This window comes from Synechococcus sp. CBW1004 (assembly GCF_015840715.1).
Classification (GTDB): Bacteria; Cyanobacteriota; Cyanobacteriia; order PCC-6307; family Cyanobiaceae; genus Cyanobium.
In genome coordinates, this window is sequence record NZ_CP060397.1 from 2875202 (window position 1) to 2890796 (window position 15595).

Here is a 15595-nt window from a genome sequence, read left to right on the forward strand (position 1 = left end):
GCGTCCAGCCTGGATGCTGGCAGCGTATCCAGGGGGCGCTCCGCAGACAGCAATGGCCGGCTGGGTCGGAGCCGTGTGTCCCTGACGGGCACCGGCGCCGTTCGGTGCGGGGGAGCACGATCGCTCCGATCAGCAGGCGCCTCAGATCCCGGCGATCGCCTCGAGGGCGACCGCGGCGATCGCCTGGTCGCTGGCCTTGGGCAGCTGCACGTACTTGCCGCCGGCCGCTTCGGCGAGCTCCTTGCCCATGCCGCTGCCGATGAACTTGCGCTCGGTGTCGATCACCAGCAGCTTGATGCCCAGGGCCCGGTAGCGGGCGGCGACGCCCTTGACCTCCTCGCGCAGGTCCACCGGTTCCTCGCCCTCCAGCGGCGGTTGCCCCAGTGAGCGGCTCAGCGGCACATTGCCACGTCCGTCCGTGATCGCCACCACCACCACCTGGCCGAGATCGCCGCTGGCCAGAGCGTTGGCACCCACCCGCGCCGCCTGGGTGAGCCCGTGGGCCAGCGGCGAACCGCCGCCGCAGGGCATGGCTTCGAGCCGGCGGCGGGCCGCGGTGATCGAGCGTGTCGGCGGCAGCAGGACCTCGGCCGCTTCGCCCCGGAACGGGATCAGCGCCACCTCGTCGCGGTTCTCGTAGGCCTCGCTGAGCAGCCGGATCACGGCGCCCTTGGCGCTCTGCATGCGGTTCAGCGCCATCGAGCCGCTGGCATCCACCAGGAAGATCACCAGGGCACCGGCCTTGCGCTGCAGCTGCTTGGCGCGCAGGTCGCCCTCCTCGACGATGACGCTCCGCTCCGGCTGGCGCGCACGGCGGGCTTTCTGATACGGGGCGGCGGCCCGCAGCGTGGCGTCGACGGCGATGCGTTTGACGGGGCCGCGGGGCAGCATCGGTTTGACGTAGCGGCCGCGGCTGTCGCTGAGCACCACCGAGCGGCTGCCGCTGCGGCCGGCCTTCGCACGGGCGGCGGAGAACAGCAGCAGGTCGGGGTCGATGGCGGTGGCCTCCGGATCCAGCAGGAACTCCTCGGGGACCTGTGGGGGCGCCTCGTCCTCGGGGGTGTCCTCTTCGGGCTCGTCCGGGTCTTCCTCGGGCTCGTCGGGCTCCTGTTCGTTCTCCGGCGGTTCAGGTTCCTCGGGGGGCTGCTCGCCCTGGGGCGGCGGCGGCGGTTCCAGCGGCTGGTCCGGATCGGGGGGCGGCAGCTGCAGCGCCCTTGGCGCGATCACCAGCCGCACGGCCACCTGCAGGTCCTCGGCCTCCACCCGGTCGCGGCCGCTGAGGGCGGCGTGGGCGCGGGCGACGCGCACCGCGTAGAGCTCGCTGCGGTGCCCTTCGACGCCGCCGCGGATCGCCTCGTTGACCAGATAGGCGATCTGCTCGGAGCTGATGCGCACATCCGGCAGCCACTGGCGTGCCAGCAGCAGCTGGGTGGCGAGGGCGTCGTTCTCCTCCTGCCAGCGCTCCTGGAAGGCGGTGGTGCTCTCGGCGTGATCGAGCACGCTGCGGGTGATGGCGACGCGTTGGTCGAGCTCCAGCACCTGGTTGGCGCTCAGACAGATGGCGAAGCGATCGAGCAGGTGATCGCGCACCGCTCCCTCCTCGGGGTTGAAGGTGGCGATCAGCAGGCAGCGGCAGGGGTGCGAGAGGCTCAGCCCCTCACGCTCGATCCGGTTCTCGCCGCTGCCGACCGCCGCCAGCACGAGGTTGGTGATGTTGTCGTCAAGCAGGTTGATCTCATCGATGTAGAGGACACCGCGGTGCGCCTCGGCCAGCAGGCCCGGCTGGAACACCGGGGCGCCGGCGGCCAGGGAGGCGGCCACATCGACCGAACCCACAAGCCGGTCCTCGGTGACGCCCAGCGGCACCTGCACGAAGGGGGCCGGGATCACCCTGGTGGGCAGCAGAGCGGAGGTGTCCGCACCGGTGGGATCGGCTCCGAGGGCGGAGAGCCTGACGCGGGTGGGTTCGTCCCACTCGTCGGGACGCTGGGGGTCGAGGTTGAGGCCGGCCGGGGCCGGCTGTCCTGGCGGCAGGGTGCCGAGATCAAGCACGTCGATCGGCGGCAGCAGGGCGTGCAGGCCGCGGGCCAGCACCGATTTCCCGGTGCCGCGGCCGCCGGCGATCACGACACCGCCGAGGCCCGGATCGACGGCCGCCAGCAGCAACGCCAGCTTGAGCGTGCCGTGGCCGGTGATCGCTGCCAGGGGAAAGGCCCGCGCCGCGGCGTCGCTGCTGCTGGGACTGCCGGACGCGGTGGCGACCATGGGAACGGGGGAGCCCTGATGAGCGAGCAGTCTCGCCGATGGGGGATGGCACGCTGCTTCCCACGGGGGGCTGGGCCTCCACAAGGGGGTGGTGGGCCGAGAGGACCCAGATGGCGCGAGGGCGGGCTGAACGGCCTGGCGCTGTGCCTGCCGTGCTGGCCTGCAGATGGCGACTGCGCTTCGCTCGATCACGCCCGGGGCGTTGGCATGCGCCCTGATGCGAGCAGCATGGCCATGCGGCGACCGAAGGGCCGCAGCAGGCTTGCCCTGACGAGATCCCCTGCCGTACGCGACGGCTCTCCCCCCATGCATCTCTTCCGCTACAGCGATCCGAATGGCGCCGTTCACCTCGGCCAATGGCATGCCGACGGCGGCCGTGAGCGGCTGGAGGGCGACCTGTGGGGCGAGCTCAGGCCCAGCGGCCAGGCCGCCGAGGTGGCGACCCTGCTGGCGCCGCTGGAGCCACGGGCGATCCTCTGCATCGGCGTCAACTACCGCCGCCATGCCCTGGAATTCGGCTCACCGATCCCGCAGCGGCCGGTGCTGTTCCTGAAGTCCCCCGGCACCGTGCAGCATCCCGGGGCACCGATCGAGCTGCCCACCGCCCTCCCCAGCGCTCAGGTGGACTACGAGGGGGAGCTGGCGGTGGTCATCGGCCGCGCCTGCAGGAACGTCAGCCGCGGGGAGGCCCTGGCCTGCGTGCTGGGCTACACCTGCGCCAACGACGTCAGCGCCCGCGACTGGCAGAAGCGCCCCGAGCTGGGCGGCGGCCAGTGGTGCCGCGGCAAGAGCTTCGACACCTTTGCGCCCCTGGGCCCGGTGCTGGCCACAGCGGCCTCCATCCCCGATCCCAATGCCCTGAGCCTGCGCACCTGGCTGAACGGTGAGCTGGTGCAGGACGCCAACACCGACGACATGATTTTCGATGTGCCGGATCTGATCAGTTTTCTGAGCGGCAGCACGACGCTGCTGCCGGGCACCGTGATCCTCACCGGTACCCCCAGCGGTGTCGGCATGGCGGCCGATCCGCCGCGCTGGCTGCGGCCCGGCGATGCGGTGGCGATCGAGATCGAGGGCATCGGCCGCCTGGAGAACCCGGTGGTGGCCGAGGAGGCTGCGGCTGTCAGTCCCTGGTCGCCCTGAGTGGGGGATTGGGTTCAGAGGGGCTCGTCCACTGGGGGGCGCATGCTCTCGATCAGGGTCAGGAAGTCCTGGAGACGCTCCCGGTTGGCGGCTGAGGGATCGAGCTGGACACGGGCGGAAAGCAGCGCTGCCTGATCAAGGCGTTCAAGGCTCTCGCTCTGGCGTTCGAGGCTTTCAGCCTGACGTTCTCTTGCCTCAGCTGCTCGGTGTCTTTCTCGATCTGCAAGATCTCGTTCTCGATCCGCCCGATTTCTTTCTCGACCTGCACAATATCGTTCTCGATCCGCTCTCTGTCGATCCGCAAGGCGTTCATGCGCCGCTCGTAATCGGGATCGCGTCGCCAATTGAGCATCGATAAAAATTGTCGCCACCGAGGCAAGGATGAAAACGATGCCCCATTGCTGCTGGAGGGGGATCCGGTGGCCGCCGAGTGAGATGTGGTCATAGGAGGTGAACAGGGCGATCAGGCCGAGAACAAGGCCACTCAGGGCCTGAGTGAGGCCGGGCCGGTCGAGGCGAAGGGGGCCATGGGCATCAAGGCCAGGCGAGGGACGCACAGATGGGTTCGATTCTGGCGGTGCTGAGGGCGGCTCGCTGTCGCTGTCTGCTCCTGCAGAGGCGCTGGTGGGTGGCGGCATCGGTGGATCTCAGGGAGGGGATGCGCAGAGCCCCCATGACTCAGTTCCACCGTCGGTACTGGGTTGTCCCAGTTGCCTGCCGCCGTCTGCCCCCCAGTAGCTCCCGATGCTGGGATAGGGCCAGCGGATCTGAGTTCGGGATGACTGTGCCGCCGCCGATGGCACCCGGAACCGACATGCTGGCGGTGGCCCTGGGAGCCAACCTGGGTGATCCCGCCGCCATGCTGGTGGCCGTGCGGCCGCTGCTGGCGGAGCTCCTGACGCCGCTGGCGGTCTCATCTGTGGTGGCGCCTTCCTCGCGTCTGCGCTGGTCGCCGCTGTTCCGCACGGCGCCCGTGGGTGGTCCTCCCGATCAGCCCGACTACCTCAATGCGGTGGCGCTGCTGGAGGGGGTGCGGCCCGACCCGGATCCGCTGGCGCTGCTGCTGGAGCTGCAGGAGCTGGAGCGCCGCTTCGGGCGGGAACGGCGCGAGCGCTGGGGGCCGCGGCTGCTTGATCTCGATCTGCTCTGGTGCGGCGAGCACGTCTGTCGGCAGGGGGAGCTGGAGCTGCCCCATCCGCGCCTGGCCGAGCGGGCCTTCGTGCTGGCGCCGCTGGCAGCGATCGATCCGGCGCTGGTGCCGCCTTTACCGGATCAGCTGCCCCGCTGTTGCGGTGATCGCCTGGCGGACCTGCTGACCGCCGGGGGTGAGCCTCCGCCCGAGCGGCTGGCGCCGCGGCCTGGCTGGCCGGAGTGAGCCCGGCGGGGGCGGCCCTGCGCCAAGCTGGCCGGCAGTGCTGCATCCTTCCCCGATGGCGCCGCTGCCCGCCCCTGAGCCCTCGCGCCACCTGGAGACCACCGCCAGCCTCGAGGCCCGCAAGCTGCGCTTCGAGGTGAACCGCATCGAGCTGCCGATGGGGGTGCAGGGCACCTTCGGGATCATCCGCCACCCCGGCGCGTCCCTGGCGGTTCCGGTGCTCGAGGACGGCCGGGTGGTGCTGCTGCGCCAGTACCGCTTCGCCGTGCAGGCGCGATTGCTGGAGTTCCCGGCCGGCACCCTCGATCCGGGCGAGACGCCGCTGAGCACGATGCAGCGCGAGCTGCAGGAGGAGGCGGGCTACAGCGCCGCGCGCTGGGATCCGCTGGGGGCGATGCTTCCCTGCCCCGGCTACTCCGACGAGGTGATCCACCTGTTCCTGGCACGGGAGCTCACCCCCTTGCAGGAGCAGCCCGCCGGCGACGACGACGAGGATCTGGAGGTGCTGCACATGGAGCCCGCCGATCTGGATGCGGCGCTGGCCAGCGGCGATGAATACCTCGACGGCAAGAGCATCACCGCCTGGCTGCGGGCCAAGCAGCTGCTGGGGCTGTGAGCTCATCCCGCTGGTTGTTCTGGCATCGCCGCGATCTGCGCCTGGCCGACAACCTGGGCCTGGCCGATCTGGCGGCCGTCACCCCGGCTGTGACCGGTGTGTTCGTGCTGGATCCGGCGATTCTCAGTGATCCGGATATGGCGCCGGCGCGGCTGTGGTTCCTGCGCGAGAGCCTGTTGGAGCTGAGCGAGCGCTGGCGGCAGGCGGGCAGCCGGCTGCTGCTGCTGCAGGGCGATCCGGCGGACCTGCTGCCGAGGCTGGCCACAGCCCTTGGGGCCGAAGGGGTGGCCTGGAACCGCGATGTGGAGCCCTACGGCCGCGATCGCGACCGGCGCGTGCAGGCGGCCCTCAAGGCCAGTGGCCTCAGGCTGCAGGCGGACTGGGACCAGCTGCTGGTGCCGCCCGAGCTCCTCAGGACCGGCGGCGGCGACCCCTATCGCGTCTATGGGCCCTATCTGCGCAGCTGGCGCAAACACCTCGCGGGCCGGCCCGCCGCCGAGCTGACGCCCCGGCCCGCCCCCAGCGCTCTGCTGGACATCGATCCCGAAAGCCTGTCGGCTGAGCGCGCAGACCTCTGGCAGAACCTGCCGCGGCTGGAGCGGCTGCCCGCCGCCGAGGACTTCGGCCCGCGCTTCGCGGGCGCCTCGCTGTGCCCCTGTCGGCCCGGTGAGGCGGCGGCGCTGGAGCAGCTGCAGGCCTTCTGCGACGGGGAGAGCGGCGGCGGCCGCGGCATCCCGTTGTTCGGCTATGAGCCGGGCCGAAACTTTCCTGCCAAAGCGTTCACCTCCGGTCTGAGCGCGGCGCTCAAGTTCGGCACGCTCAGCCCCCGCCAGGCCTGGCAGGCCGCCCAGCAGGCTCGCGCTGTGGCAGCTGATCTCGGCGGCGCCGAAGAGGCTCTGGCCTCGATCGAGGTGTGGGAGCAGGAACTGGTGTGGCGCGAGTTCTACCAGCAGGCGTTGTTCCATTTCCCCGAACTGGCGGACGGGCCCTATCGCCCCCAGTGGCGCCATTTCCCCTGGGAGAACGACGAGAAGCGCTACCAGGCCTGGTGCGAGGGGCTCACCGGCATGCCGATCATCGACGCGGCGATGCGCCAGCTGAATGAATGCGGCTGGATGCACAACCGCTGCCGCATGATCGTCGCTTCGTATCTGGTGAAGGATCTGATCTGCGACTGGCGCCTGGGCGAGCGGGCGTTCATGCAGCGGCTGGTGGATGGCGATCTGGCGGCCAACAACGGCGGCTGGCAGTGGAGCGCCAGCAGCGGCATGGATCCCAAGCCGTTGCGCATCTTCAATCCCGCCACCCAGGCCTCGAAGTTCGATCCCGAGGCGCATTACATCCGCACCTGGCTGCCGGAGATGGAGCATGTGAACACGGCCGATCTGATCTCCGGCGAGATCGCCCCGCTGGAACGGCGCGGCTACCCGGCGCCGATCGTCAGCCACAAGCGACAGCAGGCGCACTTCAAGGCGCTGTATGCGCAGTTGCCGCGGGGTTGAGGGGGGCGGGCCAGGACAACGGGCCTCAGCCCACCGCCACCACCTCGGGGCTCTCACTGGCGGCAGGCGTGAGCACCTCGCGCAGCACCTCGATCACCCGCTGCTGCTGATCCTCGGCCAGCTCCGGGAAGATCGGCAGGCTCAGCACCTCGGCGCACAGTCGCTCGGTCACCGGCAGGGAGCCCGGGCCGTAGCCCAGCTCGGCGTAGGCCGGCTGGCGGTGGATCGGGATCGGGTAATAGATGATCGTGTTCACACCGGCCTGTCGCAGGCGCTCCTGCAGCCAGTCGCGGCAGGAGGCCTCGGGCAGGCCGAAGCTGGCGCTGTCGGCCGAGGGGCTGCAGGGCTGGTCGCAGCCGCTGCTGCAGGCCCTGGCCTCGGCGAGGCAGGCGGGCACCCGCAGCACGAACTGATTCCAGGTGTGGCCTTCGCAGCCGGAGGCCGGCAGCTGGATGCCTTCCAGCGCCGCCAGCTCCCGCTGGTAGCGCTCCGCGATGCGGCCACGGGCCTCCACCCAGCGGGGCAGGTGGGGCAGCTTCACGTTGAGCACCGCCGCCTGCAGGGCATCGAGGCGGCTGTTGTAGCCGAGAGAGGTGTGCAGATAGCGGCGCGGCATGCCGTGCACCGCCAGCTCGCGGATCCGCTGGGCCAGCTCCGGATCGCGGCAGGTCACGGCGCCACCGTCGCCGGCACCGCCGAGGTTCTTGGTGGGGAAGAAGCTGAAGCAGCCGGCGTCGCCCCAGCTGCCCACCGGCCGGCCGTTCCAGCTGGCACCGGTGGCCTGGGCGCAGTCCTCCACCACCTTTAGGCCATGGGCCCGGGCCAGGGCGGTGATGGCGTCCATGTCCACCGGCCGGCCGAACAGGTGCACCGGCAGCAGGGCGCGGCTGGCGGGGGTGATCGCCGCCTCGATCTGATCGAGGTTGATCAGATAGGTCTCGGGATCCACATCCACGAACACCGGCGTGGCGCCCACGGCGCTGATCGCCTCGGCGGTGGCGAAGAAGCTGAAGGAGCAGGTGATCACCTCGTCGCCGGGCCCGATCCCCAGGCCTCGCAGGGCGAGGATCAGGGCGTCGGTGCCGCTGTTGCAGCCGATCGCGTGGGGCGTGTCGGTGGCGGCGGCGAAGGCGCTCTCGAACGAGGCGATCGTCGGACCGCCGATGTACTGGCCGCTGCGCAGCACCTCGAGCACGGCGGTATCGAGCGCCTCTCCGAGCTGCCGCAGTTGCTCGCCGAGGCTGAAGGGGGGCACTTGCATGGCGGCCACCTTACCGCTGAGGTGAGGATTCCCGAACGTCCCCACTGAACCGTTCGGCGGGCTGGTCACAGGCCCGGCTCAGCGGGCCCAGGCCGGTTCGTGGCCGGGATGCCACTTGATGTTGCAGCCGATCGAGGGGAACTGCTCCGCGGCCGGTGCCTCGCCGGCCAGCACGGCGTCGAGGGCGGCACGCAGGTCGCGGCCGTCGCAGGGGATGCCGTTGCCGGGGCGGCTGCCATCGAGCTGGCCCCTGTAGGCCAGGCGGTGCGTGGCGTCGAACAGAAAGGGATCGGGGGTGCAGGCCGCCTGCAGGGCTTTGGCCACCGCCTGGTCCCTGTCCTGCAGGTAGGGGAAGCTCCAGCCTTGCTCCCTGGCCTGCCGGCGCATCCCCTCCGGCCCGTCCTGGGGATGGGTGCGCGTGCTGTTGCTGTTGATCGCCAGGATCGCCACCCGGTCGCCATAGTCCCGCGCCAGCCGCACCAGCTCCGCCTGGATGTGGTGCACGAAGGGGCAGTGCGGGCAGATCACCAGCAGCAGCACGGGCTTTGCAGCGAGCTGCGATGGCTCGAGCGGCCCGCCGCAGACGGGTGTCAGCCGCTCCTGCAGCAGCTTCAGCGGCAGGGCCGAGCCCAGGGGCAGCATCGTCGAGGGGGTGAGGGCCATTGCGGGCACCGCCCCGCCGCGGGGCACGGTGGCAGGGAACGGCCCCGATCATGGCGGCAGCCGAAGGCCCTCCGAGGTGCGCGCCCCCGCTGTCGTCTCCGTGTTGCTGAGGCTGCGTCCGGATGGGGGGCGGCACGACGGCTCGCAGGCTCGCCGCAGCCGGACAGCCCCGCAGCCGGGGCCCCGGGCCTGCTGGTCGGTTGCGCCAACGGGGCCCGCAGCCAGGCCCTCGCAATGGCCGTTGGTGGGATGGAATGGCGCGGCCGGGATCGTGGCGGCTGGCTACCCCCGAGTGCGGCGGGCGCTGCCGGCGGCGTCGCTGCTGGCGGCGCTGGCCCTGACGGGCTGCCAGCCGGCGGAGCGGCGCAGCAGCGGCCGGGTGTTCGCGCTGCCTCGCCAGCATCCCGATGACGCCCTGGCGGTGGTGACGCGGCCCGGCGGCGAGGGTCTGCAGATCTGGATCGATCCCGACACCACCTCGCCCGGTGTCTGCAGGCCCCGCTGGAATCCCGATGCGGCCCGCCTCACCGGTGGCGATGGACCCCGTCCCAGGGCCACGGGCCGGGCACCTCGCGCGGAGTTCTACGCGGCCATGGCGCGGGGAGAGGTGCGCTGGCAGCTGCGGCGTCTGGCCGCCTCCGTCTGCCGCCGCGTCGCCCCCGAACGGGCCTTCCGCTGGAGCGAGCCGCCCCGCTCCGCCGCCGAGTTCCGGCCGCCGGCGCCGCTGAAGCTGGAGGATCGGCACCTGCTCAGCCATCCCAACGCCATCCGCCGCGCCGAGAAGCGCCTGCTCGGCGAGCCGCTCACCCCTGAGGACCTGATTGATCGGGAGCTGCCGCCGGAGCCGCCGGGGCCGTGAGGGGTGGCGCTGGCCCCTCAGGACGCCTGCAGCGGGGCGAGGGCAACGGCGGCCTGGTAGCCCGATGGCACCGCCACATCCCAGAGCAGTTCCCAAGGCGCCGCGGTGCCGCCGATGCGGCGGTCGGGATCGCCCGGGAGAGCCGCCGCCTCCGCGCCGTTTCGCGCCGCGCCGCACGTCATGTCGTCCTGGCTGCGCAGCCGCTCCAGCCCGGCCAGGCCGTCGCCGCGGGCCTTGAGCCGTGCCTCCAGGCGGCACCAGGCGGCCAGGAAGCCCTCGGGGCGCTCGGGCTCAGGCAGGGCCTCCAGCGCCTGCCGTTCCCGCTCCGGCAGCATCCGGCCGCCGATCGCCTGCCAGTCCAGCTCGGGCCGCAGGCGCTCCACATCCACCCCCACAGGCCGGCTCGCGTGGACGGCCAGCAGGATCAGCTCACCGGAATGGCTGAGGTTGAACGCCGGGCCGCCGGGGCAGTGGGGCTTCCCGTGGGCTCCGCTCTCCAGCGGTACCGCCTCGGGCGCCAGGTCCAGCCAGCGCCCCAGCAGCTGCCGCAGGCCGCCGCGGCCGAGCAGAAAGCGGTCGCGGTCGTCGGCGAGGCGGTACGCCTGCAGGCGCTGGCGTTCGGCGGCCGACAGGCTGGCGGCCAGGTCTGCCCGCACATCCGCGCCGATGGGCTGGCGGCGGTCGAGCAGCAGCAGCCAAGGCGGTTCGCTGCCGTTCGCCTCCGTGGACAGGGCATCGGCGCCGACGGGCAGGGCCTCCGCAGCGGCTGACCCCTCCTCCAGCCGCCAGTTGCGGGGTGTCAGCCAGCCAGCGGTGGCGGGGCCAGGCTGCGGGCGCGGCAGGGGCGGATCCGGGGCGCTCATACGGGTTCTTGATGACCCAATGTCGCTCCGCAGCTCAGTCATGGGCGACCAACCCTGGCTCCCAGATGCGAGCGTCTGCCTACCCGTACAGGCAAGGGCGGCACCACCAGAGTGTTGTGGGTCATCGAGTGCGGGTTTGTGCCCGACCGCGAGCAGGGCCGGAATCGGCAGGTGGATGCGTGCGCCCTGGCGGCATGCCAGTGCCCCCGCCACGATCGCCTCCTCAATGCGGCGGCGGTCGGCCTCGCTCTGCTGGGCCAGCAGCAGCGACACCCGCGGTGAGGTGGCAGCCAGCTCCAGCACGGTCTCGGGCCTGTCGAGCTCGAAGGCGAGCGGCAGCTCATGCACCCGTGGGTTCTCGAAGCCGGCCGCCAGCAGCAGCTCGGAACAGCTTTGCGGCTCCCCGAAGCGCAGCCGTGGCGCCGGCGTCATCACTGGACTGGGCAGGTCGCTGCGGCCATGGGCGGCGATGGCCTCCTGCACCAGCGTGTGGAACGTCGAGGGGCCCGGCGGGCACCACATGCTGAAGGTGAAGCGGCCACCCGGCCGCAGGAGGCGCAGCACCTGCGCCACGGCGCGCTCCTGATCGGGCAGGTGGTTGAGCCCGAACAGACAGCAGGCGGCATCGAACTGTCCCGCCTGGAATCCCAGCTCGTCGGCATCGAGCGCCTCGGCATCTCCCACTTGAAAGCTCCCAGCTGGGCAGTGCTGGCGGGCCAGGGCCACCATCGCTGGCGCCAGATCGAGGCCACAGGCCTCGACGCCCCGCTGCAGGGCCGCCGCCACGGTGTGGCCGGTGCCGCAGCAGAGGTCGAGCAGCCGCGATCCGGGCTGCAGCTCCAGGGCCTCGAGGGCCGGGGCGATGGCGGCGCGGGTGACGGCGCCGAACAGCCGGTCATAGGCGGTGGCACCGCGCTGCCAGGTGTCGAATTCCAGGTTCTTGAACGAGGGCATCGGCGCCATGCCTGGGGCTGCAGCAGGAGTGTGGCGCGTCGCCAGCCGCCTGAAGGAGGGCCGGGTGGCTTCCTGCCGGCGCGTCTTGGAGAGCACGGCGCCAGCCCATGCCGGCTGAAGCCCTGGTCATCGCTGCGGCCTGAGCCATGAGGCTTGCGGCGCCGCGGCAACACGGCGCCTGGCCCAGGCACGCTGCCGGCTCAGCGCAGCACCGGTCGGCCCGTGGCGATCGCCTGCTCGACCAGGTCGGCCGCCTGCTGCACCCCTCCCGAGCCCTGGATCGCCCGCTGCAGCCGCAGGGCGTTGTGGCGATAGCTCCCGTCCGCCAGCACCCTGTCGATCGCCTGCCGCAGCCGCGGCTCCGACAGGCGCTTCAGAGGCACCACGGCGCCGCTGCCACTCCAGGCGACGCGGGCGGCGACGCCGGGCTGGTCGTTGGCGATCGGGATCGCCACCATCGGCACCCCCTGCGCCAGTGACTCGAGCACGGTGTTCAGCCCCGCGTGGGTGATCGTCAGCGCGGCCCGCTGCAGCAGCTCCAGCTGGGGCGCATAGCCCACCACGAGTGGTGATCCCGGCAGCGGCGGCAAGGCCTCAGGCCTGCAGCCCCCGCCCAGGGCGATCACCAGCTGGGCATCGAGCTGCTGGCAGGCGGCGGCGATCGTCTGGAACATCCCCAGCTGGCGGTTCTGGATCGTGCCCATCGAGGCATAGATCAGGGGCTGGCCCGTCAGTCGCTCCCAGGGAAAGGGCGCCGGTTCGCGGCTGGCCGGATCGGTGAGCGGGCCGGTGAAGTGCAGGCAGGTCGGCAGCTGCCGCCGCGGGTATTCGAGCGCCGCCGGTTGCTGGCAGAGCTGCAGGAGCTGGGAATAGGCCTGGGAGGGATCGCTCAGGGGCGGCAGACCCTGCTGGCGGCGATAGTCCACCACGATCTCGGTGATCGGGCGGGCCAGCCGGCCCAGGAGCTCGTAGCCCAGCCGGTTGCGCAGCCGTGCCCACCACACCTGGCGGTAGCGCCAGCCGGTGTTCACCGGAGGGACATCCGGATCCTGGTTGAGCAGCAGAGCGCAGCTGACGCTGACGAACGGCAGCTCCAGGGCCTGGGCGATGCTGGCGCCGCCGAAGGAGGTCTGGTCGACCAGCAGGGCGTCCACCCCCAGCTGACGCAGGGCCGGCGGCGCATCGCGCAGCACCACCCGCGTGGCCTGCTGGAAATGGGCCACGGTGGCCCGGAAGGCGGCCGCGCCGCTCAGCTCCCCCAGGCGTGCAAACAGCGCCCTGGTGCTGCCCTCGGGATACTCGGAGGCTCCGATCGGGGCGAACTCCAGTCCGGCCGCCAGGGCCTTGGCCTGGCCATCGGCGATGGTCAGCAGCGTCACCCGGTGACCGCGCTGACGCAGCGCGTGGCCCAGAGTGGTCATCGGGTTGAGATGGCCGCTGGCGGCGGGGCAGAGCAGGCCGAAGTGGCTCATTGGCCCCTCCGGGCGCCTGGCATCCCCTGCAACCTATCGACACTTGCCGGCAGCGTTCGGCCGTGGCCGCCGCCCACGCTTCAAGGAGCCCTGAGCCGTCTCGCCCCACACTCGCGGCTCCGCCTTGCGCCAGTAGCGGCTGAAGCGCCCCAGATCCGGGGAGCCCGGCCCCTGCAGGGGCAGGTCCACGAAGGGCTCCGGCTCGAGGATGCGCAGCGGCAGAGCCGCCGCCAGGCGCTCGGCGATCACGCCGAAGCGCGGATCCACCGCACGGCTGGTGACCAGACCATCGCAGCCGTGGGCCGCAGTGGCCGCCAGCAGTTCGGCGGCCACATCGCCTTCGCGCACCTCCACGGGCAGCTCCGCGACGCACTCCCGCAGGAAGCGCAGCCGCCCGGGGGCCAGGGGTGCCGGCTCCACCTCCCGGTCGCCTGCCCTGGTCCGGCCGCCGGTGGTGGCGGTGTGTCCTGCGATCAGCTCGCGGTCAAACACGAACAGCGCCGGGGCCTCGGGATGGGCGCGCAGGGCCGGATTGGCGGGGCCAAGCGCTTCGCCATGCACCCACACCAGGGGGCGCAGCAGGGCGGGAGTGCCCGGTGGCGCCCCGGCCGCCCCACCGGCGTTGCCGGAACCGGCCATCCGCTGGCCACCGCCCGACCAGGCACCGCGCTCAGCCTCAGCGCTTTGCGAGCGGATGCCCTCGCGGTCAGCCGGCAGGGTCCCGCTGTCCGGCGCCGCGCCCTGGGGCCGGAACAGCCGCGCCTGCAGGGCCTCATAGCTCGCCTCGAACGGGCAGCCCCCGGCGCGGGAGGCGCCGCCACCCCGGGCCTTCGGGCAGCCGTCGCAGTAACGCCCGGAGCTGAAGCGCTCGAGGTTGGCGCGATTGAAGAGGTAGGGCTTGTGGCTGAAGGCGCTGGCCACCCACTGCCAGCTGAGGTTGTTGCTGGCCGGATCGCCGTCGAGCAGGTGCATCAGGAACCAGCGGGCGCCGGCCTGCCAGCGCACCCGCCGCCAGTGCACCACGTAGGCCGCCAGCCACATGCGGGCGTGGTTGTGCAGCCAGCCCGTCTCCATCAGCTCGCGGGCGAAGCCATCGATGCAGGCCAGACCGGTGGCGGCGGCGGCCAGATCGGAGGGTAGCTCCGCGGCATAGCTGGCGGCCGCATGGCCGGTCTTCAGGGGTTCGCGCTCCTCCCAGATGCCGTCGCCCAGCTGGAGCCAGAGCCGCTGCCAGTAGTCGCGCCAGCCCAGCTCGTTGATCAGCTTCTCGCCGGCGCGGCGCTGGGCAGGACTCCAGCGGCGGCCTGGCTCCGCGTCGGAAAACAGCTCCCCCTGCAGCGGTCCTTCGCGCTCCCCCATCGCCTCCAGCCGCGCGAACACCGCGTCGCGCACCTCGGCAAGGGTCAGCACGCCGTGGCGGATGTACGGCGACAGCCGCGTCACGGCGCCGTCGAGATGGTTGCGCGTGGCGGCGTAGCGGGCCGGGTCGATGGCCGCCAGGCGGGCCTCGGCGGCGCGGCGGCCGCCGGGCAACACCGGATCAGGGGTTGTTGTGGCCACGGTCTCCGGTGCCCGGGTCCCCGGGGCTCGCTTGAAATGCTGGCAACCAGCCTGTCGCAGGCCCAGGGGGATTCCCAGCTGAGCCGGAATCATCCGCGGTCGTCCGGCCCAGTGGATCGCTTTACGCTGCCAGGATGGCCCCGCTCGACCCCCATCACGCCGTGCTGCGGCGACAGTGGGCTGCCGAAGTGCGGCAACTCGAGCAGCGTCGGCTGCAGCTGCTCAGCGCCGCCGCCGAAGCGGCAGGGTGCCTGAGACGCCGATGGCCTTGCCTCAAGGAGGTCTGGTTGTTCGGCTCTGTCCTGGAGAGCAAGCGTTTCCGCCGCCACTCCGACATCGATCTGGCGGTGGAGGGTCTGGCCCCCGCGGATCAGAGCGAAGCGATGGGGCTGGTGGAGCAGGTGCTCGATCGCAACCTGGAGACTGCCGGAGAACCGGGTTGTTCCATCGATCTGGTGCGCCTGGAGGACCTCGATCCGCACTGGCGTCAGCGCATCCGTCAGCGTGCACTGCAGCTCGCCTGATCTCTGCCCGTCCCAGTCATCCCTGCAGCCATGGTGGCCCCCTCTCCAGACCAGCTGAATGATCTGTCCCTCGATCTGCGGGTCGAGCTGAACAAGCTGGAGCGGTTGGTGGAGGGCATTGACAGCCTCGGCTCGGTGGCCTCTGACCCATTGCGGGTGGATGCCGCAGCGCTGCGTCTGCAGAGCCTCTACACCGGCATCGAACGCTGCCTGGTGCAGATCACCCGGGTTCTCAATGGAGGGACCTCGGATGGCGCCGAGTGGCACCGCCGCCTGCTGGAGCGGATGGGTCAGAGCACCGATCAGCGCCCCGCCGTTCTCAGCGCCGCCTGCATCGCTGAGCTGCAGGAGCTGCTGCGCTTTCGGCATCTGGTTCGGCACCTCTATGCCTATGAACTGCGACCCGAGCCGGTGGAGCGGCTGCGGCAAATGGCCGTGCTCCTGTGGCCGTCGGTCCGGGCGGAGCTGGAGAGGTTCCGGGACTGGTTGTCAGCGGCGGCTGGCGACTGAGTTGCTCTCTGGCGCGCCGAGGGCAGGT

Annotated in this window: 13 protein-coding genes and 1 pseudogene; 7 read left to right on the forward strand and 7 right to left on the reverse strand. The window is 71.7% G+C overall.

Annotation, left to right across the window (positions count from 1 at the left end):
- Nucleotides 1-141 precede the first annotated feature (141 nt).
- Nucleotides 142-2265: a magnesium chelatase ATPase subunit D gene (bchD, locus tag H8F25_RS13655; RefSeq protein ID WP_197210880.1), complete on the reverse strand. Its 2124-nt coding sequence runs from the start codon at nucleotides 2263-2265 to the stop codon at nucleotides 142-144.
- Nucleotides 2266-2571: 306 nt separating this feature from the next.
- Here bchD and H8F25_RS13660 point away from each other — a divergent pair, with 306 nt between their 5' ends.
- Nucleotides 2572-3408, forward strand: coding sequence for a fumarylacetoacetate hydrolase family protein (locus tag H8F25_RS13660; RefSeq protein WP_197210881.1), 837 nt, complete (start codon nucleotides 2572-2574; stop codon nucleotides 3406-3408).
- A gap of 58 nt (nucleotides 3409-3466) precedes the next feature.
- Here H8F25_RS13660 and H8F25_RS13665 read toward each other — a convergent pair whose 3' ends face one another.
- Entirely contained in the window at nucleotides 3467-3853 is a 387-nt protein-coding gene (locus H8F25_RS13665; RefSeq protein WP_231596852.1) for a hypothetical protein, read from the reverse strand.
- A gap of 333 nt (nucleotides 3854-4186) precedes the next feature.
- On the opposite strand from H8F25_RS13665, the gene folK reads away from it, so the two are divergent.
- Genes folK through H8F25_RS13680 form a run of 3 tightly spaced genes read left to right on the forward strand, consistent with a single transcriptional unit; the run spans nucleotide 4187 to nucleotide 6901 of the window.
- Nucleotides 4187-4783, forward strand: coding sequence for a 2-amino-4-hydroxy-6-hydroxymethyldihydropteridine diphosphokinase (gene folK / locus H8F25_RS13670; protein ID WP_197210883.1), 597 nt, complete (start codon nucleotides 4187-4189; stop codon nucleotides 4781-4783).
- Between the two features lie 55 nt (nucleotides 4784-4838).
- Entirely contained in the window at nucleotides 4839-5399 is a 561-nt protein-coding gene (locus tag H8F25_RS13675; RefSeq protein WP_197210884.1) for an NUDIX hydrolase, read from the forward strand.
- The gene (locus H8F25_RS13680) at nucleotides 5396-6901 is read left to right on the forward strand and encodes an FAD-binding domain-containing protein (protein WP_197210885.1); all 1506 of its coding nucleotides are present in this window, start codon (nucleotides 5396-5398) and stop codon (nucleotides 6899-6901) included. The genes H8F25_RS13675 and H8F25_RS13680 overlap by 4 nt, the downstream gene beginning before the upstream one ends.
- A 25-nt stretch (nucleotides 6902-6926) precedes the next feature.
- On the opposite strand, the gene H8F25_RS13685 is transcribed toward H8F25_RS13680, so the two are convergent.
- Both H8F25_RS13685 and H8F25_RS13690 read right to left on the reverse strand, forming a co-directional pair.
- Nucleotides 6927-8162, reverse strand: a complete 1236-nt coding sequence (locus H8F25_RS13685) for a DegT/DnrJ/EryC1/StrS aminotransferase family protein (protein ID WP_197210886.1) — start codon at nucleotides 8160-8162, stop codon at nucleotides 6927-6929.
- A 78-nt stretch (nucleotides 8163-8240) separates the two neighbouring features.
- Nucleotides 8241-8825 (reverse strand): thioredoxin family protein, encoded by a 585-nt coding sequence (locus tag H8F25_RS13690; protein WP_197210887.1) that lies wholly within the window; start codon nucleotides 8823-8825, stop codon nucleotides 8241-8243.
- A gap of 271 nt (nucleotides 8826-9096) precedes the next feature.
- On the opposite strand from H8F25_RS13690, the gene H8F25_RS13695 reads away from it, so the two are divergent.
- Nucleotides 9097-9684 (forward strand): hypothetical protein, encoded by a 588-nt coding sequence (locus tag H8F25_RS13695; protein WP_231596853.1) that lies wholly within the window; start codon nucleotides 9097-9099, stop codon nucleotides 9682-9684.
- Between the two features lie 17 nt (nucleotides 9685-9701).
- On the opposite strand, the gene H8F25_RS13700 is transcribed toward H8F25_RS13695, so the two are convergent.
- The 3 genes and pseudogenes from H8F25_RS13700 to H8F25_RS17805 form a co-directional block, all read right to left on the reverse strand.
- Nucleotides 9702-11501, reverse strand: coding sequence for a methyltransferase domain-containing protein (locus H8F25_RS13700; RefSeq protein WP_197210888.1), 1800 nt, complete (start codon nucleotides 11499-11501; stop codon nucleotides 9702-9704).
- Between the two features lie 200 nt (nucleotides 11502-11701).
- Nucleotides 11702-12973, reverse strand: coding sequence for a glycosyltransferase (locus tag H8F25_RS13705; RefSeq protein ID WP_197210889.1), 1272 nt, complete (start codon nucleotides 12971-12973; stop codon nucleotides 11702-11704).
- 723 nt (nucleotides 12974-13696) lie between these two features.
- Nucleotides 13697-14626 (reverse strand): annotated as a pseudogene (locus H8F25_RS17805) (FAD-binding domain-containing protein); the annotation flags it as partial.
- 41 nt (nucleotides 14627-14667) lie between these two features.
- Here H8F25_RS17805 and H8F25_RS13715 point away from each other — a divergent pair.
- Together H8F25_RS13715 and H8F25_RS13720 are read left to right on the forward strand one after the other, a co-directional pair.
- Nucleotides 14668-15057 (forward strand): nucleotidyltransferase family protein, encoded by a 390-nt coding sequence (locus H8F25_RS13715; protein WP_197210891.1) that lies wholly within the window; start codon nucleotides 14668-14670, stop codon nucleotides 15055-15057.
- Nucleotides 15058-15087: 30 nt separating this feature from the next.
- Nucleotides 15088-15567, forward strand: a complete 480-nt coding sequence (locus tag H8F25_RS13720; protein WP_197210892.1) for a hypothetical protein — start codon at nucleotides 15088-15090, stop codon at nucleotides 15565-15567.
- Nucleotides 15568-15595: the final 28 nt, after the last annotated feature.